Annotated in this window: 18 protein-coding genes; 9 read left to right on the top strand and 9 right to left on the bottom strand. The window is 68.1% G+C overall.

All coding sequences use genetic code 11. The features are described from left to right. Positions 1 to 1535: 1535 nt before the first annotated feature. Entirely contained in the window at positions 1536 to 3260 is a 1725-nt protein-coding gene (treZ, locus tag ACGFNJ_RS37955; RefSeq protein WP_393459979.1) for a malto-oligosyltrehalose trehalohydrolase, read from the top strand. A 160-nt stretch (positions 3261 to 3420) separates the two neighbouring features. Then, a complete protein-coding gene (locus tag ACGFNJ_RS37950; RefSeq protein WP_393459976.1) occupies positions 3421 to 4668 on the top strand; it encodes a serine hydrolase domain-containing protein in 1248 nt (415 codons plus the stop codon). An 11-nt stretch (positions 4669 to 4679) separates the two neighbouring features. Here the strand turns inward: ACGFNJ_RS37950 and ACGFNJ_RS37945 are convergent, their stop codons facing one another. The 3 genes from ACGFNJ_RS37945 to ACGFNJ_RS37935 form a co-directional block, all read right to left on the bottom strand. After that, positions 4680 to 4997, bottom strand: a complete 318-nt coding sequence (locus ACGFNJ_RS37945) for a hypothetical protein (RefSeq protein WP_393459973.1) — start codon at positions 4995 to 4997, stop codon at positions 4680 to 4682. Between the two features lie 41 nt (positions 4998 to 5038). Then, positions 5039 to 6394, bottom strand: a complete 1356-nt coding sequence (gene ilvA, locus ACGFNJ_RS37940) for a threonine ammonia-lyase IlvA (protein ID WP_393459970.1) — start codon at positions 6392 to 6394, stop codon at positions 5039 to 5041. Positions 6395 to 6547: 153 nt separating this feature from the next. Beyond that, complete coding sequence (locus ACGFNJ_RS37935) at positions 6548 to 6982, bottom strand: nitroreductase family deazaflavin-dependent oxidoreductase (RefSeq protein WP_393459967.1); 435 nt, start codon at positions 6980 to 6982, stop codon at positions 6548 to 6550. Between the two features lie 88 nt (positions 6983 to 7070). Between ACGFNJ_RS37935 and ACGFNJ_RS37930 the strand changes: the two genes are divergently transcribed. Next, positions 7071 to 7295, top strand: coding sequence for a hypothetical protein (locus ACGFNJ_RS37930; protein ID WP_393459964.1), 225 nt, complete (start codon positions 7071 to 7073; stop codon positions 7293 to 7295). An 89-nt stretch (positions 7296 to 7384) separates the two neighbouring features. On the opposite strand, the gene ACGFNJ_RS37925 is transcribed toward ACGFNJ_RS37930, so the two are convergent. Continuing rightward, positions 7385 to 10081: an AAA family ATPase gene (locus tag ACGFNJ_RS37925; protein WP_393459962.1), complete on the bottom strand. Its 2697-nt coding sequence runs from the start codon at positions 10079 to 10081 to the stop codon at positions 7385 to 7387. A 152-nt stretch (positions 10082 to 10233) separates the two neighbouring features. Between ACGFNJ_RS37925 and ACGFNJ_RS37920 the strand changes: the two genes are divergently transcribed. Together ACGFNJ_RS37920 and ACGFNJ_RS37915 are read left to right on the top strand one after the other, a co-directional pair. Continuing rightward, complete coding sequence (locus ACGFNJ_RS37920) at positions 10234 to 10848, top strand: MspA family porin (protein ID WP_393459959.1); 615 nt, start codon at positions 10234 to 10236, stop codon at positions 10846 to 10848. A 139-nt stretch (positions 10849 to 10987) separates the two neighbouring features. Further along, complete coding sequence (locus ACGFNJ_RS37915; RefSeq protein WP_393459956.1) at positions 10988 to 12163, top strand: DUF2235 domain-containing protein; 1176 nt, start codon at positions 10988 to 10990, stop codon at positions 12161 to 12163. Here ACGFNJ_RS37915 and treY read toward each other — a convergent pair. From treY to ACGFNJ_RS37900, 3 genes are read right to left on the bottom strand one after another with little or no spacing between them, the layout of a single operon-like run. Continuing rightward, complete coding sequence (treY, locus tag ACGFNJ_RS37910; protein WP_069164469.1) at positions 12116 to 14500, bottom strand: malto-oligosyltrehalose synthase; 2385 nt, start codon at positions 14498 to 14500, stop codon at positions 12116 to 12118. The two genes, ACGFNJ_RS37915 and treY, sit on opposite strands and share 48 nt — an antisense overlap. 59 nt (positions 14501 to 14559) lie before the next feature. After that, complete coding sequence (glgX, locus tag ACGFNJ_RS37905; protein ID WP_393459953.1) at positions 14560 to 16680, bottom strand: glycogen debranching protein GlgX; 2121 nt, start codon at positions 16678 to 16680, stop codon at positions 14560 to 14562. 59 nt (positions 16681 to 16739) lie between these two features. After that, positions 16740 to 17288, bottom strand: coding sequence for a cupin domain-containing protein (locus ACGFNJ_RS37900; RefSeq protein ID WP_393459950.1), 549 nt, complete (start codon positions 17286 to 17288; stop codon positions 16740 to 16742). Between the two features lie 30 nt (positions 17289 to 17318). On the opposite strand from ACGFNJ_RS37900, the gene ACGFNJ_RS37895 reads away from it, so the two are divergent. Then, on the top strand, positions 17319 to 17798 hold the full coding sequence (locus ACGFNJ_RS37895) for a MarR family winged helix-turn-helix transcriptional regulator (RefSeq protein WP_393459947.1): 480 nt from the start codon (positions 17319 to 17321) through the stop codon (positions 17796 to 17798). Here the strand turns inward: ACGFNJ_RS37895 and ACGFNJ_RS37890 are convergent. Beyond that, entirely contained in the window at positions 17778 to 18722 is a 945-nt protein-coding gene (locus tag ACGFNJ_RS37890; protein WP_393459944.1) for a GNAT family N-acetyltransferase, read from the bottom strand. The two genes, ACGFNJ_RS37895 and ACGFNJ_RS37890, sit on opposite strands and share 21 nt — an antisense overlap. A gap of 162 nt (positions 18723 to 18884) precedes the next feature. Here ACGFNJ_RS37890 and ACGFNJ_RS37885 point away from each other — a divergent pair, with 162 nt between their 5' ends. From ACGFNJ_RS37885 to bioD, 3 genes are all read left to right on the top strand, one after another. After that, positions 18885 to 20162 carry an adenosylmethionine--8-amino-7-oxononanoate transaminase gene (locus ACGFNJ_RS37885; RefSeq protein ID WP_393459941.1) on the top strand — a complete coding sequence of 426 codons (1278 nt, stop codon included), beginning with the start codon at positions 18885 to 18887 and terminating at the stop codon, positions 20160 to 20162. 43 nt (positions 20163 to 20205) lie between these two features. Beyond that, positions 20206 to 21375, top strand: a complete 1170-nt coding sequence (locus ACGFNJ_RS37880) for an 8-amino-7-oxononanoate synthase (protein ID WP_393459938.1) — start codon at positions 20206 to 20208, stop codon at positions 21373 to 21375. Positions 21376 to 21449: 74 nt separating this feature from the next. Continuing rightward, a complete protein-coding gene (gene bioD / locus ACGFNJ_RS37875; RefSeq protein WP_393459935.1) occupies positions 21450 to 22124 on the top strand; it encodes a dethiobiotin synthase in 675 nt (224 codons plus the stop codon). Positions 22125 to 22182: 58 nt separating this feature from the next. On the opposite strand, the gene ACGFNJ_RS37870 is transcribed toward bioD, so the two are convergent. After that, a complete protein-coding gene (locus ACGFNJ_RS37870) occupies positions 22183 to 23208 on the bottom strand; it encodes an ABC transporter substrate-binding protein (RefSeq protein ID WP_393459932.1) in 1026 nt (341 codons plus the stop codon). Positions 23209 to 23225 lie beyond the last annotated feature (17 nt).

Below are 23225 nucleotides of genomic sequence, written 5' to 3'. Positions count from 1 at the left end.
AACAGGAGGACCCAGCACCAGCAGAACTCACCGCCTGACCATACTTCGGATCATGCGGTGACCACTCAGTTACACCACGCCCCGGGACTTGACCATCGGCGAGGAGATGGTGGCTGACCTTCGTTTGGTGGGCAGTGCGTTGATGCCCGGCTGTTGTTGGCGGGAATCGAATGGTTGCCGACCCTCATCGGCGTAGGCGCAACGGTGGCTGGCCTTCATCGGCGTGAGTGAAGTGGTTGCCGGGTCCATTGGCGTGAGTGAAGTGGTTGCGGCACGTGTCGACACGCACCATTTCTCTCACGCCAACATTCCAAGGTCGCCGTTCACGGAGTTGAGTGGTCGCTGCCTGCGTTGACGGGAGAGAAGTGGTTGCCGAGCCTCGTTGACGGGAGAGATGTGGTTGTTGACCCGTTGAGCGGAGAGAAATGGTTGCTGCTCCGAGTTGAGCGGAGTCTTATGGTGGCAGTACGCGCCGAGACGCCCACCATTGGACTCCCGTCGACTTTCCTCGAGATCACTTCCCCGAAAATCTTTGGACCGGACCACAGCCAAGCAACCCGCCCTGGGACGAGAGAACCCGTGATCGACTGCGGAGGTCAGCCGGGTACGGCACACGACGCCACCACGCTATCCAGTGCAAACCCCGAAACCGTCCCGCTCGCCAGGAAACCGTCCAACCCGCGGATAAACCAACACCCCAAACGCAACACGCCTGCGAAACCCGCACCAACCCCAAAGCCGCGTCCGTCCGAGCCCGCGCGCGTCCGAGCCCGCGCGCATCGAGCCCGCGCGCGTCCGAGGCTGCGCCCCACGGGTCGAGTTGGGCTGTGTCCGTGCCGCTTTGGGCTCGGCGAAGGCAGAGATTCCCCGGCTTTACGGTCTCCTGACGAGTACGGCAGCCAAGGGTTTGCACCGGATTAGCGTGGTGGCGTCGCCTGCCGTACCCGGCTGACCTCCGCAGTCGATCACGCGATCTCTCGCCCCAGCCGGGTCACTTGGCTGTGCTCCCGTCTCGAGAGCATTCAAGATCAAAGATGTCGAATGTTTAGGCCCACCACCAGGTTTACCGCCTTTCAGTTTCTCCTCCGAGCGCACTTGACGTACAGAACATGCACTTGACCCAGGCTGCAACATGGGGCAAGAGCGAAATTCCTACGTCAAGTCACGTGGGAGCTCGGGGTTCACGGCTGAAAGGGCTCCAATCCGCACTCGTTCTGTGGATTCGCGCTGGTTCTGGCTGCCGGAAGGGGTGCGGATCCACGGTGGGGGTGCGGATTTCGGCGTTGGGCGGGGCTGGCCGCGTTCACCGGCTTCAGGGGTGCCAGCGATCCCGGTATGTGGGATCGAACGGGGTGGTTTCATGCTGAGAGGGCCGTGGTGGCGGGGGCCTCTCGGGCGATGCCGCCACCAGTGCCTCGTGATCAACCGACCAACTCCAGAAGAGGTGTGGACCCAAGGGGAGGTGGGATTGGGGGATTGCCGGGGGTGGGGGATGGTGGCGGGCGAGTAATGGGTGGGCGTGGAATGCTGGCTTGGTGACCTTGTTCGAGGTGTGGGCGCCGCGGCCGGAGCGCGTACGGGTTGAGGTGGATGGCGCGGTTCATCCGATGGAGCGGGCGCGGGGTGGTTGGTGGCGGGCGGAGGTGACGGCGGCGACGGGAGCGCGGTACGGGTTCTTGCTCGACGACGATCCGACGGTGTTGCCGGATCCGCGGTCGGCGCGACAACCCGACGGGGTGCATGAACGGTCGGCGCTGCACAGTCTCGATCCCTCGGTGTGGACCGATGGTGATTGGACCGGGCGGCCGTTGGCGGGTGCGGTGTTCTATGAGATGCACGTCGGCACCTTCACCGCGGCAGGCACCTTCGATGCCGCCATCGAACGCCTCGACCATCTGGTCGATCTCGGCATCACCGTGGTCGAGCTGATGCCGGTGAACGCGTTCGACGGCACCCACAACTGGGGTTATGACGGCGTGCTCTGGTATGCGGTGCACGAACCGTACGGCGGGCCCGACGGCTTGCAACGCTTCGTCGACGCCTGCCACGCACGCAACCTCGCGGTCGCACTAGACGTCGTCTACAACCATCTCGGACCCTCCGGCAACTACCTGCCTCGGTTCGCGCCCTATCTCACCGACGGTCGCAACACCTGGGGTCAGAGCCTCAACCTGGATGGTCCCGGCTCGGACGAGGTGCGCAAGCACATCATCGGCAACGCGCTGCGCTGGCTGCGCGACTTCCACATCGACGCACTGCGGCTCGACGCCGTGCATGCCTTGGTCGACCGCACCGCCACGCACGTGCTCGCCGAGCTCGCCGTCGAAACCGAACGCCTGGCTCCGCACGTCCGCCGCCCACTCACGTTGATCGCCGAAAGCGACCTCAACGACCCGACCTTGATCACTCCACGCGCCGCGGGCGGTTACGGGCTGACCGGGCAGTGGAACGACGACCTGCACCACGCGATCCACACCGCCGTGTCCGGCGAACGCCAGGGCTACTACGCCGATTTCGGTTCGCTGCGTTGCTTGGCGAGCACGTTGAAGCACGGATTCTTTCACGCCGCAACGTTTTCCAGCTTCCGCGGCCGCATCCACGGCCGCCCGATCGACGAGAGCCTGATCCCCGCGAGCGCGCTGCTCGCCTACACCTGCAACCACGATCAAATCGGCAACCGCGCCGTCGGTGACCGGCCGAGCGCCTATCTCACCGACGGTCAGCTGGCAATCAAAGCCGCACTGGTGCTGTGCTCGCCGTACACGCCGATGCTGTTCATGGGGGAGGAGTGGGGCGCGCGCACCCCGTTCTTGTTCTTCACCTCGCACACCGATCCGGTGGTTGCCGCCGCCACTGCGGGCGGTCGCAAAGCCGAGTTCGCGGAACATGGTTGGCACACCGACGAGGTGCCCGATCCGCAGGATCCCGCGACTTTCCTTCGCTCGAAACTGGATTGGGCCGAACCGGAGTCGGCCAGGCACGCTCAGCTATTGAACTGCTATCGCAAACTGATTGCCTTGCGCCGGATCAGGCCGGAGCTCACCGATCCCTGGCTCACCCATGTGTCGGTCGACTACGACGAGCACGCCCGCTGGATCGTGTTGCGCCGCGGCGCGCTGCTGCTGGTGTGCAATCTGTCCGAGGATCAGGTGACGGTGCCGGTCACCGGTGTTTCGCTGCTGTCGTGGGAGCCGCCGACCTTGGGCCCGAAGGCGACGACGATTCCCGCGCACTCGTTCGCGATCCTCTCGGTCGAATAACCGGTGTGGTGAGGTAGTGCCGCATTCGGGTAACGGATTCCGCACACCATCAGCGACATCCAGGTATCCAGGGTCGAATCCGGTTGCGGCGACATCACAATGCGCCACTGTCCGAGACAGATACATTGCCCGGGGTGACCCTCGCCATTACCGTAGAAAGATGAGCAACGACGCTTCCGGGGACTTAGCGCCGATCCCCGCCGGGATGGCAGGCCACGCCTCCGCCGAATTCGCCCCACTGGTACGCGCTTTCGCCAGGACCTTCGGACATCGGAAGGGCGCGGGCGGCGCGCTGACGGTGCATCTGCACGGGGAACCACTGCTCGACATCTGGACCGGATCCACCGGCAGCACCCCGTGGACCCATGACACCGGGTCGATCATCTTCTCCGCGACCAAGGGTGTCACGGCCACCGTCATCCACCGGCTCGCCGACCGCGGCCTGCTCGACTATGCCGCCCCGATCGCCGAATACTGGCCCGAATTCGGCGCGAACGGCAAGGACAAGATCACGGTGCGTCAGGCGATGACGCACAGCGCCGGCCTGTCCGCGCTGGCGCCGATCGCCACCGGCATGGACGACGTGCTCGACCATGAGCTGATGGAGCAGCGGCTCGCCGCCGCGAAACCCGATCACCTGCTCGGCGTTCCGGCCTATCACGCGCTCACCTACGGCTGGCTGATGGCGGGCTTGGCCCGCGCGATCACCGGCCGTGGCATGGCGGAGCTGTTCCGCACCGAGGTGGCCGACCCGCTCGGCATCGACGGCATCCACCTCGGCAGCCCGCCTGCGCAGGCGCCCACGACCTACGCGCCGTTGGCCGGAACACAACTCACCGCGCTCGGAAACCCGGTCAGCGCAATGGTATTGGGCCGAAGCCACCTGATTCCCGGTGCGCTCGGCGCCGCAACCCGCTGCCTGTTCCTGCCCGGACTGGAAGGTCTGTTGGCGGGCGTGGAACCGCCGATCCTGCGGACCGAGCTCGGCGCGGGCAACGGAGTCTGCACCGCGCCCGCGCTCGCCACCATGTACGGCGCGCTCGCCAATGACGGTATGGCGGCAGGACATCAGTACCTCAGCAGGCGAACCATCAAGGCGATCAGGCGAATTCAGACGTACCGGTTGGATTCCGCGCTGTTCTATGCGCCCATGATGTGGCGCCTCGGCTACCACTCGCTGCCGATGCCGGGTGCGCGCGCCGGGTTCGGCCACATCGGCCTCGGCGGGTCCTTCGGCTGGGCCGAACCGCGACTGGGCCTTTCGGTCGGGTTCGTGCACAACCGCCTCTCGGCGGGCCAGCTGAGCTACGACCAGTCCGCGGCGTTCTGGCTGTTGCCGATGCTGATGAACTGCCTGCGCGCCACCCGGCGCGTCCCCGTTCAGGAGACCCGCGAGGTGGCGGCCTAGCGGCGTTCGCGTCAGGCCCGGAGGCGGTAGCGCAGCGTCCCACGGAGGGGCCCGCGTACGTCGCCGATCGGCACAGCGGGGTTCGCGTCGGGCCGGATGCGGTAGGGCAGCATCACGACGGAGGGATCGCGTACGTCGCCGATCGGCACAGCGGCGTTCGCGTCAGGCCGGATGCGGTAGGGCAGCATCACCACGGAGGGATCGCGTACGCCGTCGATCGGCACAGCGGGGGTTCGCGTCAGGCCCGGAGTTGGTAGCGCGGAGGGACCGCGTACGTCGCCGATCGGCACAGCGGGGTTCGCGTCGGGCTGGATGCGGTAGCGCAGCATCCCACGGAGGGACCGCGTACGCCGTCGATCGGCGCAGCGGCTCAGGTCAGATAGCGGTAGGCGGGCGAGCCCGGCTCCAGCCGTTCGCACTGGATCGGTGACTCGTCCATCCGTTCCAGCAAGGGGCCCAACCCATCCGGGGCGCCGAGCTCGATACCGACCAGCGCCGAGCCGGTTTCGCGGTTGTTGCGCTTGACGTACTCGAACATGGTGATGTCGTCGTCGGGCCCGAGCACCTCGTCGAGGAAGCGGCGCAGCGCGCCGGGCTCCTGCGGAAAGTCCACCAGGAAATAGTGTTTCAGGCCGCGGTGCACCAGCGAGCGTTCGATGATCTCGCCGTAGCGGGAGACATCGTTGTTGCCGCCGGAAACGAGGCACACCACGGTCGAGCCCGGCTCGACTGCGATCTCGTCGAGTGCGGTGACCGCCAACGCGCCCGCAGGCTCGGCGATGATGCCCTCGTTCTGATACAGGTCGAGCATGGTTGTGCAGATCGCGCCCTCGTCGACCTGCATCATCCGGAACGACCCTGCGCCGCTGGGGGATTGGGTGGTGGTCAGCAGCGGCAGCGAAGCGTGCGAGACCACCCGGCCGCCGAATCCGGCGATCGCGGCGAACGGCACCGCGCCGATGCGCCGGACCGCGGCGCCGTCGACGAACGGGTCGATCTCTGGCAGTGTCACCGGACCGCCCGCGACCAGCGCCGCGGCCATCGAGGCCGCGCCCGCCGGTTCCACCCCGAGCAGCGAGGTGCCTGGGGACCGATCTCGCAGGTAGGTGCCGACGCCGGCGAGGCAGCCACCGCCGCCGACCGGAACGATCACCAGGTCGGGCGAGGTGCCGAGTTGCTCCAGGATTTCCGGCGCGATGGTGCCTTGCCCTGCCGCGGTCCGCGCGTCGTCGAACGGCGGAACCATGGTCGCGCCGGTGCGCTGGACATCGGCCGCGGCGGCCGCGGCGGCGGCATCGTAGGTTTCTCCGACGGCGATCAGTTCGACGAATTCCCCGCCGTGCACTCGGATCCGGTCGCACTTCTGCTTCGGCGTGGTGGTCGGCACGTAGATGCGGCCCTTGATGCCCATCGCATGGCAGGCGAACGCCACGCCCTGCGCGTGATTCCCGGCGCTGGCCGCGACGACACCGGCGGCGCGTTCACTGGCGGTCAGCTGCATCACCAGGTTGTATGCGCCGCGCAGCTTGTAGGAGCGCACCGCGGACAGGTCCTCACGCTTGAGATAAACGTTGGCGCCGGTCTGCCGGGAAAGCCGCTCACTGCGCTGCAGCGGAGTCGGCTCGATAATGTCGGCAATGCGCTTGGTGGCAGCGTCGATCTCGTCCGCGCTCAGCGCGGGACGAGAAGCGGACAGTGCGTCGATGACATCAAGCGGATTGGACACCCGAAATATGCTGCCACCCGCCGCATCGGGTGGATGCGGCGGGTGGTAGTGCTGGGATGAATTGCCCTGCCGTCGCGCTGGCGAATTGCTGCGGCGCGTGCGTCCGAACGCGACAGCGCTCGCGCTGTTTCACGGCGGAACTGCGGGGCGCTTTTACCGCGGCGTCAGCACGAAGACCGGAATCACGCGGTCGGTCTTCTTGACGTACTCGTTGTAGTCGGGCCAGGCCTCGGCGGCCCGGTCCCACCACAGCTGGCGCTCCTCGCCGAAAACCTCGCGGGCGGTGTAGTCCTTGTTGACCTCGCCGTCGCGCAGCTCGACGTGCGGCTCGGCCTTGATGTTGTAGTACCAGACGGGGTGCTTGGGCGCGCCGCCCAGCGAGGCGACCACCGCATATTCACCGTTGTGCTCGACCCGCATCAGCGGGGTCTTGCGCAACTTGCCCGTCTTGGCACCTTTGGTGGTGAGCAGGATGATCGGCTTGCCCTTCATGTCGGCGCCCTCGGTGCCGCCGGACTTCTCATACGTCTCGGCCTGCTCGCGGGCCCAACCGGATGTGCTCGGTGCGTACTCTCCTGTCAGTGGCATATTCCCGCCAACGCCGACGCGGAGTGCTGTGTTCCCGGCAACACAAAGTTCGGTGGACCGAACTTCCCTGTGCGTCTATCCTCAGTAGATGGCAGTTGTTCACCCTTCGGTCCGCTCCGCGACGGTTGACATCGCGGGCAGCGCGTGGCCCGTCTACAAGCTCGAGGCGCTCGTCGCCGGGCTGGTGACCTGCCTGATTCTTGCCATGATCACCGGCTCGCCTCAGCTCGCGGTGCTGATCGCCGCCGCGGTCGGCGTCGGCCGCTGGCTCGTCGGCGTCGCAGCGACTCGGCGCGCGTCCGACCGGCAGTAGGGCCTGCATCCGACCGGGAGGTCGACAAAGGCCCTAGGTCGTGTCGACCGACAGCAGGCCCGCATCCGACCGGGACGTCGGCACCGGCCTTAGGTCGCGTCGAGCGGTAACTCCGCGAGTTCACCCCGCGACACCACTCCCAACTTCGGATACGCCTTGTACAGGTGATGGCCGACCGTGCGCGGGCTGAGAAACAACTGCGCCGCGATATCGCGATTGGACATGCCCTGGGCGGCCAGCCGCACGATGTGCAGCTCCTGCGGTGTGAGCCGCGCCAGCGCACCCTGCACGGGCGCGGCCGCGCTACTCGTGCGCAAGCCAAGCGCGCCGAGTTCGGTGCGAGAACGCTTGGCCCACGGTTCGGCGTTGAGCCGCTCGAAGGTCTCTAATGCGGACTGCAGATAGGTCCGTGCGTCGGCCTTGCGGCGCGTTCGGCGCAACCATTCCCCGTACAGCAGTTGGGTTCTGGCCTGTTCGAACGGCCTGCCACTCAGTCGCAGCGCCGCGAGATAGTGCGGTTCGGCTTCGGCGTCCGTCGCGGTCAGCGCGCGGCATCGGGACAGCAGCGCCGCGATCCACTCCTGCCCAGCGCTCGCCGACCACGCGGCCAGCCGGTCGAGCGCGTCACCCGCCCGATCCGGGGCGCCGAGCCGGACCGCCGCCTCGATCAGTTCGGGCAATGCCCGCAGGCCGGCCACATGATGTCGCGCGGGTTCAACAGTGAGCACATCCAGCCGGGTGAGCGCATTTTCGATCTTGCCGAGACCCAGTTCCAGCAGTCCTAGTGCGAGCTGAGTCCACGGTGCACCGGGCGCCGCGCTGCCGCCGAGCTCCTCGGCGAGCGCGCGGTCGACCAGGTCCCGGCAGTCCTGCGCCCGTCCTTCCAACGCGGCCAGATAGGCGAGATAGGCCGACAGCTGGCTGATCCACTGGCCGTGCCCGAGATCGGTGGCGATCTGCAAGCCCTCGGTCGCGGCCACCCTGCCCTCGCCTGGCCTGCCGAGGAACGTCTCAGCCTCGGCACGGAAGAACAGCAGCGTCGGCAGCAGCGCGATCCTGCCCTGTTCCCGGCCTTCGGCGATGAGCTCGCCCGCCAGCGCGGCGACCTGGTCGTCCTGGCCGACGACCAGGCCCATCCCGCACATCTGCACGAGGTCGCGCGGACTGTCCGCGCCCGCGGCTCTGGCCGCGGTGGCGGCCGTCCGCAGGTCGACGGTGCGCGTGCCCGCCATCGCGGCGATCACATAGCGCGTGATGGGCGCCATCGGTTCGGTGTCGGGCAGCGCGAGCGTGGTCAGGAAATCGCTGGCCTCCGCCAGCTCCGCCGACCCGAGGTACCAGGCGGTGTGCAGCGCTTGAACGAGGATGCGCGCGGCCCGCAGCGGATCGGACTCGCGCACTGCCGCGGCAGCGCCGAGCAGCAGGCGATGGGCCGAAAGCGGTTTGCCCGCACCGAATTCCGCGATACCGCGAACCTGGTCGAGGCGGGCGAGCACCTGCTGGTCGGTGGTTTGCGCCGCAGCCCGGTCGGCCAATCGTCCCGCGAGCTCGGGCAGTCCGGTTTCGCCTGCGGTCTCGGCGGCGAGCACCAATCTGCGCGCCCGGTCGGCCGTGGTGGTGCTCAGCCCGGCGGCACGTTCGTAGGCAGCGACGGCGGCGTGATAGCCGCTGCGCTGTCTGGCCCGGTCGGCAGTGTGTTCCAGTGCGGCAGCGGTGTTTTCGTCAGGGCCGGTGGCCGCGGAGGCCAGGTGCCAGGCCCGCAGGTCCGCGTCCTCGGGCGCGGTGAGCGCGGCGGCGAGAGCGTGGTGCACCGCGAGGCGCTGGGTGAGTGGCGCGCCCTGATAGATCGCCGACCGCAGCAGCGGATGACGAAAGCTGAGCGTCAGGCCGTCGCTGTGCACGAGTCCGGCATCCTCGGCGGGCTGCAGATCGGGCAGGTTCGCGTCGAGGGCCGCGCCTGCGCGCAGCACCGCGGCGAGATCGGCGGTACTCGCCGCAGCGGCGACGAGCAACAGCAGCCTGGTGCGCGCGGGCAGCCTGCTCGCCTGTCCGTGGAAGGCGACCTGGAGTCGCTGGGTCAACGGCAGCGGATTCGGCCCTGCGCCAGGCGATTCCGCCGCGAGCACGGCGGGCAGTTCTCGCAACGCCAGCGGATTCCCACCGGCCTCGCTGAGTAGCCGGTACCGCAGCGCGGGGGACAGGTTTGGGTCGCGGCTGTCCACCAGCGCGGCCGCCGCCTCCTGCGGCAGGCCCGTCAGCGTCAATTCGGGCAGGCCTGGCGCGGGAAAGTCGTCCGCGCCGGTGCGGGTCGCGAAGATCATCACCACGCCCTCGGCGTCGAGCCGTCGCGCCGCGAACAACAACGTCTCCGCGGTGGCTCGGTCCAGCCAGTGTGCGTCGTCGATGACGCAGAGCAGCGGACCGTCCGCCGACTCCTCGGCGAGCAGTGACAGCGCTGCGAGGCCGATCAACATCCGATCGCCCGGATCCTGCGCGCCGAGCCCGAAAGCGCCGCGCAACGCGGCCCGCTGTCGCTCGGGCAACGTGTCCACCAGCGCCATGCCCGGCCGCACCAACAGATGCAGCGCCGCGAACGGCAACTCCGCCTCCGACTCGATCCCTGCACTACGCACGGTCGGGATCCCTTGCGCAGCGGCATAATCCAGCAGCGCCGTCTTCCCGATCCCCGGTTCGCCCCGCACGACCAGCGCGCCGCTGCGTCCGTCGCGTGCCGCCGCAAGCAGCTGGTCGATCCGCTGTTGTTCGGCTTCGCGTCCGTGGAGCATGTCCACACGGTAGCCGTCGACTCGATAGGCGATCAGTCGGTCGTCGATTGCGGACTTCGGGACCCGAGCTGCCGGTCGCGGGCGTGATCTCTTCGCGATCAACGCCGTGTCGCGCGCCACTGGCATAGCGATCGGCTACTACAGTTTCGGCTATGGCGTCGAAGAACGTGAAGAGTGCTGCGCGGGCACTGGCCGGTACTGCCGTGGCCTGCGCGACTGTTGCTGCCCTCACGCCGTCGGTGGACGCCGAAATCCTAAGCATGCCGGGGCACGAGCGGACCTTCACCGCGCCCGGTGAGGCCTCGATGAAATTCACCGTCGGCAGCAGGGACGAGACGATCAACCGGATCCCGCCGCTGAACTTCATGGGCACCACCCGCGAAGCGCTGGTGAGCACGGTCGCCTACGGGCGGCTCAACGGTGCGACGGGCGGCAAGCTGCGGATGGGGTACCACGTCGGCTGCGCGGTGACCATCGGCGCGGGCACCATGGGTATGTCGCCCGACATCATCATCGCGCAGAATCCCGCCTTCAATCCGAACCCGCTCGCCACCTTGAACCTCTCTCCTGGCGAGGTCGGCGAGGTCGCGCTCGCGGAGAAGGAGATGATTCCCGGCAAGCTCATCCAGGTGAGCGTCCGGGACTTCCACATCAAGGTGAACTCCTGCACCGGCCCGGTCATGATCCGGCAATACGCCTACGTCGACGCGAAGTCACCGGAGGTCGATGACTCCGGCGCCGTGTTCGGCGATCCCACCTGGCTCTGACAGGTAGTTCGGACCGGCCTTCCGCGCCGAAAACTTGTTGAAACAGACGTTTTTCATTAACGTCGCGTAGCGGCTGCTCGATGATTCGAGTAGTCGAGTACGCGGGTTTCATCAGGATTCCGGCGGGAGGATTGGGTCCATGAAACGCCTGGTCGTGTGTTGTGACGGCACCTGGAAAGCGGAGTCGAGCACAACGGTTTCGAACATCATCAAGATCGCGCAGACGATCCGGTTCGACGCGCCCGGTCCCACGGGGGAGAAGATCCAGCAGTGGGTCACCTATATCTCAGGGCCCGGCGCGCGCGGATTCCTCGCCGACCGCCTGATGGGCGGCGCCTTCGGCCTCGGGCTCGAAGCGAATCTGTCGTCGGCCTACTGGCACCTGGCCCTGAACTGGGAGCCGGGCGACGAGATCTACATCTTCGGCTTCAGCCGCGGCGCGTTCACCGCGCGCAGCCTGGCGGGCCTGATCGACCGCATCGGGCTGCTGACGCCCGAGGCCATGATCAACGGCAAGTATCCGGAGGCATTGCGGATCCATCACGAGGTGCCGCCCGCCGACGGCTCGATTCCGCAGGCGTGGAAGGACTTCCGCAAGAAGAACTGTCACAGGGAAGCGCCGAAGATCGATTTTCTCGGCGTCTTCGACACCGTCGGTGCGCTCGGCGTGCCAGGCCTGACCTCGCTGCGGTACAAGTTCCACGACGTGAAGCTCGCACCGAGCGTGTTCTGTGCCAGGCAAGCGCTGGCCATCGACGAGCGGCGGCGCAATTTCGAGCCGTGCCTGTGGGAGGTGCCGATCGAGCCGAATGTGAAGTACCGCAGGGGGTTCCAGCGGGTGAAGCAGGTCTGGTTCGAGGGTGTGCACAGCGATATCGGCGGCGGCTACAAGGAATGCGGGCTCTCCGACATCACCCTGCGCTGGATGGTGCGCGAGGCCGAGTCCGTCGGGCTCGCCTTCGACCGCGAGCGGCTCGCGCACCTGTCCGAGCAGTGCCGCGCCAAGGACGAGTCGCACATGCGGCCGCATCCCTCGCTCGGTCCCGGTTACCGCATCCTGAATGTCATTCGCACCCTGCGCCATCCGCGCAGCACCCGATTCTACCTGGACTCGTGGCGGCAGCTGGCCAACGGTCACGAGCAGGGGATCCGGCTGGCCACGCTGGTCAACGAGAACGCGGACTACAACCCGCCCAACCTGCGCCGCTGGCGCACGCGGCTCGGCGGGATGTTCCCCGAGGAGCTGCTGGAGAAGGTCAGCCCGGTCTCAGCGCACCAGCAGGGCGACGGGCAGGCGGGCAAAGAGCTTTTCTAACCGGGCCCGCCCCTGGAAGGTGTGCCCGGTGAGCCGGTCGGTCCAGTTGCCCTGCGGCAGATCCAACGTGGTGTCTGCCCAACCGGTTTCGGCGAGGTCGACGCTGTGCCTGGTGGCCGCGACGATCACCTCGGGGGCCTCGCCGACCCGGCCCCTGGCATAGGACACCAACCTGCTCGCCTGCTCGCCGGTGGCGAACAGCGGCAGGTAGGTGCCGCCGACGAAGCAGTCGGGGCGTTCCCGGCGCAGCCACAGGGCGTAGGCGACGATCCACATCTTCGCCGCACCGGTGGTGTCCAATGCTGGTGTGCCGGTGAGCGATTGCAGCATGCCAGCGCGGACCGCGAAATCCACCGGACGGCGGTTGTCGGGATCGACGAGGGTGTCTTCCCACAGCTCGCAGCCCTGATAGATGTCCGGAATGCCGGGCCCGCAGAGCTGGAGCAGCTTCTGCGACAACGCATCCGACCACGCGTGCGGCGCCAGCTCGTGCACCAGGTCGCCGAGTTCGGAGCCGACCGGGCCGTCGATCACCGTGTCGATCCAGGCGTGCACCGCGGACTCGAAGTCGGCATCCGGCTCCTCCCAGGAGGATTTGCGGTCGGCTTCGCGAATCGCCTTCTCGGCGAAGCTGTGCAGCCGCTCGCGCAGGCCTGGCACCGAGGCGGCGGGCCTGCCGTCCGCAGGCCAGACGCCGAACATGTTCTGTAACAAGAACAGTGTGGTCGCGGCGTCGGGTCCCGGCGCGGTCTCCGTCCATGACTCCACGTTGCGCGCCCACGTGTCGGCGGCCTGCGAGAGCACGCCGATGCGGGCCCGCACATCCTCGCCCCGCTTGGTGTCGTGGGTGGACAGCGTCGTCATGGTGGCGGGCCAGCGCTGCGCGCGCTCGCTGTTCGATAGGTGGAACTCGTTGAGCGAGTGGCCGAATCGGGCCGGGTTGCCGCCGACCTCCTGCAGCGAGACCAGCCGCGCGGCCTGATAGAACATGGTGTCCTCCACCGCCTTCGCGGTGACCGCGCCGCAGACCTGGCTGAACCGTGCCGCGGCCTCGCCGTCGGAGGCGAGCGCGGCGACCAGCACCGCGAGTGGTGCGGTGAGCTCGCTGTTGCGCTTCTCCACCTCGGCGATGACCGCGCCGATCATGCCGGCCAGCGGCGCATAGTCGGCCCGATACACCGGCATGAACGCGAGCACCTCGATGGTGGCGTTGGTCAGCGCCATGGTGTCGAAGCTCGCCGCGTTCGCGTCCCGCTTGATCGCCGCGACCAGCCGCCGCATCTCCGGCGCCAGCAGATTTTCCGCGACAGCGCGCTTGATCCGGTGCTCGGTCTCGCCGATCCAGGAGCGGTCGCTGCCATGCCCGGCGATGCGGCGCGACAGCTCGGTGAGCGCCTGCTCGCCGTCCGGGTCGATGAGCACGTTGCCGTAGTCGGCCAGCGCGTCGTAGCCGGTGGTGCCGTCGACCGGCAAGGTCGAGTCGAGCGGCTCGCGGTTGGCCAGGATCTTCTCGACGAGCAGCAGCCGGTGCGGGCCGATCAGCCTGCGCACCTTCGCCAGATACGCGGCGGGATAGGACAATCCGTCCGGATGGTCGATCCGCACGCCGTCGATGAGGTCGTGCTCGCACCAGGCGGCGAGCTCACGATGGGTGGCGTCGAAGACCTCCTGGTCCTCCTGCCGGATCGCGGCGAGGCTACTGACCGCGAAGAATCGACGGTAGGTGCAGACGCCCGCCTTCCAGCTCACCAGGCGATAGTGCTGCTTGTCGTGGATGCGCAGCGCGTTGTCGCCGTCGGTGCCCGGCGCGATCGGGAAGCGCAGATCGTGCAGTGCCAGCGTCGGTTCCGGGCCGGACCGGTCGACGGTGAGTGCGGCCGGGTCGTTCTCGCTCTGCAGCACCGGCAGCGCCAGGCGCCCGCCCGCGCCGTTGGCCGGACTCCAGTCGATGTCGAAGTAGTGCGCGAAGCTGGATTCGCGGCCGTTGCGCAGCACGTCCCACCACCACGGGTTCTGCCGTGGATCGGCGACACCGACGTGGTTGGGCACCAGGTCGACCAGCAGACCCATGCCCCGGCTGCGCACCTCGTCGGCCAGCGCCTTGAGCCCGAGCGGGCCGCCGAGCGCCGCCGAAACGGTGGTGGGGTCGGTGACGTCGTAGCCGTGCGTCGACCCGTGTGTCGCGGTCAGGATCGGCGACAGATACAGGTGCGAGATGCCCAGCTGCTGCAGGTATTCCGCGATCGCGCGGGCGTCGTCGAAGGTCAACGCGTCGGGACGCAGTTGAAGCCGGTAGGTGCTGCGGACCGTGGTCTGCCTGGCCGGCGTGCGGCGCATCGACAGCGGGTCGGTCACGTGCGTCTTGGCGGGTTCCGGTGGCGTCATGGGCGTTCGGGTCATGCGACGTGACGGAGGACGAGCAGGCAACGGGATTCGACGGGCACCGTCGCCGCGGCGGGGTAGTGTGCCTCGGTCAGGCCGGTCGGTGTCGAGCAGTCCAGTGCCACAGTCCATTCCAGGCCGTAGTCGGTGTCGGGCAAGGTGAAGTCCATTGCCTCGTCATGGGCATTGAAGCACAACAGGAACGAGTCGTCGGTGACCCGCTCGCCGCGCGGGTCGGGTTCGTGGATGCCCTTGCCGTTGAGGAACACGGTGAGCGACTTGCCGAATCCGCTGTCCCAGTCCGCGGTGGTCATCTCCGCGCCCTCCGGGGTGAGCCAGGCGATGTCGCGGGCGCGGTCCTTGGAGCGCACCGGCCTGCCGTCGAGGAAGCGGCGGCGACGGAAGATGGGGTGCTCGGTCCGCAACGCGATCACGTTGCGGGTGAATTCGAGCAGGTCCGAATTCGTGTGCATCAGCGACCAATCCATCCAGGCCAGCGGGGAGTCCTGGCAGTACACATTGTTGTTGCCGTGCTGGGTGCGGCCCATCTCGTCGCCGTGCGCGAGCATCGGCACGCCTTGGCTGAGCACCAGGGTGGCCAGCAGGTTGCGGCTCTGCCGCGCGCGGAGCGCGAGGATGTGCGGGTCGTCGGTCGGGCCTTCGACGCCGCAGTTCCACGACCGGTTCCAGCTCTCGCCGTCCCGGTTGTCCTCGCCGTTGGCCTCGTTGTGTTTCTCGTTGTAGGACACCAGGTCCCGCAGCGTGAATCCGTCGTGCGCGGTGACGAAGTTGATGCTCGCGCTCGGCCTGCGGCCGGTCGCCTCGTACAGGTCCGAGGAGCCGGTGAGCCGAGAAGCGAACTCGCCGAGGGTCGCTGGCTCGCCGCGCCAGTAATCGCGCACGGTGTCGCGGTATTTGCCGTTCCACTCGGTCCACAGGCCTGGAAAGTTGCCGACCTGGTAGCCGCCCTCGCCGACGTCCCACGGTTCGGCGATCAGCTTCACCTGGCTGACCACCGGATCCTGTTGCACCAGATCGAAGAACGTGGACAGCCGGTCGACGTCGTGCAGTTCGCGCGCCAGCGTGGCGGCCAGGTCGAAGCGGAAGCCGTCGACGTGCATGTCCAGGATCCAGTAGCGCAGCGAGTCCATGATCAGCTGCAGCGTGTGCGGGTGGCGCACGTTCAGGCTGTTGCCGGTGCCGGTGTAATCCATGTAGCGCGAAGGGTCGTCGTCGACGAGGCGGTAGTAGGCGGCGTTGTCGATGCCGCGGAAACCGATGGTCGGTCCGTGGTGATTGCCTTCGGCGGTGTGGTTGTAGACCACGTCGAGGATCACCTCGATGCCCTCGGCGTGCAGCGCACGGACCATCGCCTTGAACTCGGTCACCGCGCTGTCGGCGCGCTTGATCGCGGCGTATTCGTTGTGCGGGGCCAGGTAACCGAAACTGTTGTAGCCCCAGTAGTTTCGCAGCCCTTGGTCGAGCAGCACGCGGTCCTGCAAGAACTGGTGCACCGGCATCAGCTCGATCGCGGTGACGCCCAAGCCTTTCAGATGCTCGATGATCGCCGGGTGCGCGATGGCGGAGTAGGTGCCGCGCAACTCTTCCGGGATATCGGGGTGGGTGGCGGTCATGCCCTTGACGTGCGCCTCGTAGATCACCGTCTCGTGATACGGCCGGTTCGGCGCGCGATCGGTGCCCCAGTCGAAGTACGGATTGATCACCACGCAGGTCATGGTGTGGCCGAGCGAATCGAGGCCGTGCGTGTAGAGCGACGGGTCGTCGTCGAACGCGCCGTCGAAGGCCTTGCCGTACGGATCGAGCAGGAGTTTGCTCGAATCACAACGCAATCCGCTCTCCGGGTCGTAGGCGCCGTGTACCCGGAACCCGTAGCGCTGGCCCGGCCCGACCGCGGGCAGGTAGGCATGCCACACGTAGCCGTCGACCTCGTCGAGCGCGATCCTGGATTCGGTGCCGTCCCTGGCGATCAGGCACAGGTCGACGGCGTCGGCAACTTCTGAGAACACGGAGAAATTGGTGCCTGCGCCGTCGTAGGTCGCGCCGAGCGGGTAGGCGGTGCCGGGCCACACACCGAGTGGTGTCGCGTCACCGGACGCTGTGTCGGGCTGAGCCATAGCAACGACATTAGCGGCAGCGGCCTATCACTCGGTGTGGGTGGGGGAGATCGGGCGGGTCATCGGGGAACCGGCGGTGCGGGCGCCCACCGTCGCCGATAGCCGAGCAGGGTGGCCAGGCGAGCCAGGCCGCCGAGGACGAGGTGTTGTGCCCACCGTGGCACTCCGCCGAGATAGCCGTCCTGGTAATCCCACAGCAATGCCAGCGCGAGCGGATTGCGGGGCAGGCGCGCGCGGGTGGTCTTGCCCGCGACGTCGAGCTTGTGCCAGAGCTGGAACATCTCCCAGTGCCGCAGCGGCGGCCGAATCTCGTGGTCGAACAAGGTATTCGGCGCTTCGGTCCAGAATTCGTGCACGGCGCGGGCCGGTGCGGTCACGGTGTCGCCGGGGTCGGCGATGGTCTCGACTCCGTCGATCTTTAACCGCACGCGGCCCTGGCGAATGGTGAACCATTCGGTGAGTTCGGGATGCCAGTGCGGTCCGGCCTGGCGTTCGGCCTGCGGCAGTGTGTGCCGCAGCCGCAGGTACGGTCCACGCTCGTCCTCGCCGCTGGCGACGAACGTGACCTGGTGTCCGTTGCGGAAGGTGAGCGTTGTTTCGTCTTCCATGACCCAAGATATAAAGGTAACCTTCGTAATATGTCAACGGTCGACTCGGACGCCACCCTGCTGAAACTGTTGTTCCAGGCCACCGCCGCCTACGAGCGCACGCTGGACCGGGAGTTGCGGGCGCGCCTCGACGATCAGCTCCGCCCCGCGCACTACGCCGTCTTCCGCCACCTGGACCCGGCCGGTTCGCGGATCTCGGCGCTGGCGGAGTCGGCGTACATGACCCAGCAGTCGATGGGGGAGCTGGTGACGCATCTGGAACGCTGCGGACTGGTCGAACGGCAGGTCGATCCCGCCGACCGGCGGGTGCGACTGGTGCTGCTGACCGAAGCGGGCCGGGCCGCGCTCGGCACCGCGGCAGCGCAGATCCGGCGCATCGAAGGCGCGCTCGCTGAGGCGCTCGGCGCCGATGGCCTCGCGGAACTCCGCCGCGCGCTGGTCACGGTGCGCGCGGAGCTCGCCGACGAACCCGTTGGGGCACAAGCCGAGTCAGTCGGCCGGGCCGAGTGAGCGGCGCCAGGTCTGACCGACCAGGTCCGCGCCCCAGCTGTGGTGCGGCTGCTCCTCGACGAGTTCGAATCCGGCGCGCTGATAGATGCGCCGGGCCGAGCTGAGGACATCGTTGGTCCACAGCACCATCTCCCGGTACCCGGCGGCGGTCGCGAAACGCAGGCACTCCTCGACCAGTGCTGATCCGACACCGAGGCCGCGGGCGGTCGGCTCGACCAGCAGCAGGCGCAGCCGGGCGGTGCACTCGTTCTCGGCGACACAGAAGATGCTGCCCACCGGTTGGCCGCCGGATTCGGCGATCCAGGCGCGCTCGCGCTCCTCGTCGTGCGCGTTCAGATAGTCGGCGACGATCCGGACGATCAACTCCTCATACGTTCCGTCCCAACCGTATTCGTCGCTGTAGAGCCGGGCGTGCCGCTCGATGACCCAGCCGTAGTCGCCCGGTCGCGGCGCCCGGACGACGAGCTCGGGCGCGGCGGCCGCATCGGCCGGATGGTCGAGGATCTGCTCGATGGTGCGCATCGCGGCGACCAGGCGAGCCCTGGACGCCGCCGGTTTGGCGTTGAGCAGGTGGCCGATTTCGTCACTGGAGCGTTGGTCGAGCACGGCGAAGATCTCCTTGCCGCGTGCGGTCAGCCGGACCTCCTGGCGGCGGCCGTCGCTGTCGGATCGGTTGCGCTGCACCAGGTTTGCCTTCTCGAAGCGGGCCAGGATCCGGCTCAGGTAGCCGGCGTCGAGGTCGAGTGCCTGGCGCAGGGCAACCACCTCGGTGATCCCGGAGTTGGCCAGCTCGAACAGGATTCGCACCTCGGTCAGCGAATATTCGCTGCCCAGTAGCCCTTCGCGGAGCACCCCGATGATGCGGGTGTAGCGGCGGTTGAACTCCCGAACGGCGGCGATATCGGCGGCAGCGGCGACGGTCACGACGGCTCTCTTTCTCGATGACTCGGCAATCGTTGACTAAGTCAAAGAATACGACGCGCGGTCGCGTCGCGTATGGAAATTCGGGCGGACGCCTTTCGGTCGCAGGCTCGACTGGTAACTTGAACGCCGTTCAAGCTGTGCTGCGCGACCGCGAGGATTCCTGTGACACTGACTCCTGACGAGATCACCGCCCTCGATGCCAAGCATGTCTGGCATCCCTACGGTGGGTTCCCCGCGACCACCGAACCGCTGGTTGTCACCGAGGCCGCGGGCGTCCGGCTGACGCTCGGCGACGGGCGCACGGTGATCGACGGCATGAGCTCGTGGTGGGCGGCCATCCACGGCTACCGGCACCCGGTGCTCGATGCCGCGCTGGTGGCGCAGTCGCAGCGGATGAGCCACGTGATGTTCGGCGGGCTCACTCACGAACCCGCGGCGCGGCTGGCCGAGCTGCTGGTCGAGCTGACGCCGGGCGGGTTGGACAAGGTTTTTCTGTGCGACTCCGGGTCGGTGTCGGTCGAGGTCGCCGTGAAGATGTGCCTGCAGTACTGGCGCGCGCTGGATCGGCCGCAGAAGCGGCGGCTGCTCACCTGGCGCGGCGGCTATCACGGGGACACCTTCACGCCGATGAGCGTGTGCGATCCGACGGGCGGCATGCACTCGCTGTGGACCGATGTGCTGGTGGAGCAGGTATTCGCGCCGATGCCGCCGAGCGACTATCGGCCCGAGTATGTCGCGGAGCTCGAACGGGCCATCAGCACCAACGCGGCGGACCTCGCGGCGGTCATTGTGGAACCGGTCGTCCAGGGGGCGGGCGGGATGCGCTGGCATGATCCGCGCTATCTCGCCGATCTGCGCAGGCTGTGCGACGCGCATGACGTGCTGCTCGTCTTCGACGAGATCGCGACCGGATTCGGCCGCACCGGAACGCTTTTCGCGGCCGATCAGGCCGGCGTTCGCCCCGACGTGATGTGTGTCGGCAAGGCATTGACCGGCGGCTACCTGACGCTGGCCGCCGCACTGTGCACCGCGCAGATCGCCGAGACGATCAGTGCGGGCCACGGCGGGTTGATGCATGGGCCGACCTTCATGGGCAACCCGCTGGCCTGCGCCGTCGCGGTGGCTTCCATCGAGCTACTGCTGGCAGGCGACTGGCGCGCGGACGTGGCGCGGATCGAGACCGAGCTCGAGGCCGGGCTCGCCCCGCTGCGGGCGTTGCCGGGGGTCGTCGAGGCGCGGGTGCTCGGCGCGATCGGCGTTGTCGAGCTGGACCGGCCGGTGGACATGCGCACCGCCACCGATGCGGCGGTGGCGGCGGGTGTCTGGCTGCGGCCGTTCCGGAATCTCGTGTATGCCATGCCGCCGTTCATCAGCAGCTCTGCGGAGATCGCGACGATCGCGGCGGGAATCCGCGCGGCTGTTGTCGCGCAGTCTGCCTAGCGCGCCGTGCACCTTGAACGGTGTTCAAGTATGCTGCGGAGCTGTGACTACCGATCCGTTGAGTTGGTTGGATGAGCGTGCGTCGGCGCGGGTGGCTGCTGGGCTGCGCCGCGAACTGCGGCCGAGGGCGGCGCAGTCGCCGTCGATCGATCTGGCCTCCAACGACTACCTCGGGCTGGTTCACCATCCCGAGGTGATCGACGGTGCGGTCGAGGCGATTCGGCGCTGGGGCGCCGGGTCGACCGGTTCGCGCCTCGTCACCGGAACCACCGCCGAGCACGAGCTGCTGGAGCGCGAGCTCGCCGAATTCGTCGGCGCCGAAGCGGGATTGGTCTTCGCCAGCGGCTATGCGGCAAACCTCGGCGCGGTCACCGCGCTGGCCGGACGCGGCGCGCTGGTGGTGTCCGACGCGGGCAGTCATGCCTCACTTGTCGACGCGTGCAGGCTGTCTCGCGCGCGGGTGGCGGTCGCCGCGCACGGCGATGTCGACGCGGTCGACCGAATCCTGGCCGCGCGCACCGAGGAACGGGCGTTGGTGCTCACCGACTCGGTCTTCAGCGCCGACGGTGATCTCGCGCCGCTGATCGCGTTGCACCGGGTCACGAGGGCGCGCGGGGCGGTGCTCGTCGTCGATGAAGCGCACGGGCTCGGTGTGCGCGGCGACGGCGGGCGCGGGCTGGTGCACGAGCTCGGGCTGGCGGGCGAGCCGGATCTGGTGATCACCGCGACGTTGTCGAAATCCCTTGCCGCGCAAGGCGGTGTCGTCCTCGCCAGCGAGCGGGTGCGCGCCCACCTGATCGATGCCGCGCGCACCTTCATCTTCGACACCGGCCTCGCGCCCGCGGCCGTCGGTGCCGCCCGCGCCGCGCTCGGTGTGCTGCGGCGGGAGCCTGAACTGGCGAGCCGGGTGCTGGAGCGCGCCGCGGACATCGCGCGCATTGCCGCAGTGGACAAGCCGGATTCGGCGGTTGTTTCGGTCGTGCTCGGCAAGGCACAGATTGCGTTCGAGGCGGCGCAGGCCTGTCGGGCCCGCGGCCTCGATGTCGGGTGCTTCCGTCCGCCCTCGGTGCCGGAGGGCACATCACGGCTCCGGCTCACCGCCAGGGCGAACCTGACCGCTGCTGAACTGGACACCATTGCAACGGTTCTCGGCGAGGTGCTGGCCGAGGCGCGGGGCGGGGTCGATGTGGAATCGGTGACCGTGCCGGTGTGAGAGGTAGACCGCGGGCGCTGCCGATTATGTGCCTGCGGCAAGGGATCAAGAGTCGAACTGAGTGAGGTGTGGGTATGAGTGTTCTGCTGATTACCGGGACGTCAACGGAAGTCGGCAAGACCGTCGTCACGGCCGCGATTGCGGCGGCGGCGTTGGCCGAAGGCAAAACGGTCGCGGTGTGCAAGCCGGGTCAAACCGGTGTCCGCCCTGGCGAACCCGGCGATATCGCGGCCATCGAGCAGCTCAGCGGCGTGACCCGGACGTTGGAGGTGGCGCGCTACCCGGACCCGCTTGCGCCCGATACCGCAGCACGCCGCGCTGGCCTGCCGGAGTTGACGTTGGCCGAAACGGTCGCCGCCATCGACACACTCGCCGACGCGGACCTCACCCTGGTGGAGGGCGCGGGCGGATTGCTGGTCCGGCTCGGCGATTTCACTCTGCTCGATCTCGCCGAGAAGCTCGACGCTCCGGTGGTCGTGGTCACCGCGGCCGGGCTCGGCACCCTCAACCACACCGAATTGACCACTCGCGCACTGCATTCGGCGGGCGTGCGCTGCTCGGGGCTGGTCATCGGCTCCTGGCCGGTCGAGCCCGATCTCGCCGCCGCGTGCAACCGCGTCGACCTACCGCGCGTCACCGGCGTCGACATCGTCGGTGCGATTCCCGCGGGCGCGGGCGCCTGGACCAGGGAGGGCTTCGCCTCCGCGGCGCCGGGCTGGTTCGAGCCGACCTGGTCACCCTTCGCCTGATCCCGACCGGGTGACCAAGCTCGCTGCCCTCGCGGAGAACGGCGCCGTCGGCTGATCGTCAGCGGATGGCGTCGTCGGCCTTCGGCGCAATGGTGGAGGCGGGCACCAGGTGCCAGTTCTCGAGCTGTTTGCGGATCTGCTCGGCGGCGTCGATGTTGAGCGGCCCGCTGGTCCACATCGCGTAGGGCAGGTTGAGGAAGCGGCCCTCGGTGACGGCACGCAGCTGGTTGATGCCCGGCTTCGCGCGCAGCGCCTCGACCTTCTGGGCGAAGGTTTGCGGCGGGTAGTCGACGAACATGATGGCGTCGGGGTCGGCGGCGGCGAGTCGTTCCCAGGACACCCGTGTCCAGGTGTCCGCCACATCCGACAGCGCGTTGCGGCCGCCTGCGGCGTCCAGGATCGCCTGGGGGGCACCGAAACTCCCGCTGGACATGAGCGAATCGGTGGCGCTGTCGAACAGGAAGATGGTGGGTGTGCGCTCGCCGCGCGGCGCGGCACTCAGTGCGGCAAGTCGCCGATCCAGGTCGGCGGTGAGTTCGCCTGCTCGGTCGGCGCGGCCGGTGATGGCGCCGAGGTTGGTGAGGTCGGTGCGCAGCGCGGTCCACGGTTCGACGATGCCGCGCGGCCGTTCGCCATTGCGCTGACGGCAGCTCTCGGTGAGCGTGTAGGCCGCGATGCCGGCCTTGCGCAACGAGTCCGGGGTGAGGTTTTTCGCTTCGTCGTAGCCGTAACTCCAGCCTGCGACCATCACATCGGGACCCTGCGCCAACACCGTCTCCCGCGAGGGGTATTCGGGCGCCACATCTTTCAGCTGATCGACGGCCGGGCCGTAGTGCCTGCGCAACGTGTCCGCGTCACGCTGCACGCTGGACACCGCGACCACCTGGTCCTGCACGCCCAACGCGAGCGCCATCGAGATCAGGTTCCCGTCGTTCACGAACAACCGCTTGGCCGGCGTCGGAAACTGCACGTCCTCTTCGCAATTGCGGAGCGTGAGATTCCCGCCGGCCGCCTTGTCCGCGCCGCATCCGGCCAGTGCCGCCGCGACGACAACCGCCGCGAGCACCCGGGAAACATGCCTCATTCGTTCGCCTTTCCATT

It is taken from the genome of Nocardia sp. NPDC049149 (assembly GCF_043197455.1).
In the GTDB taxonomy this organism is placed as follows: Bacteria; Actinomycetota; Actinomycetes; order Mycobacteriales; family Mycobacteriaceae; genus Nocardia.
Note: the sequence above shows the minus strand (reverse complement) of the source record. Positions and strands in the feature narration are given on the sequence as shown.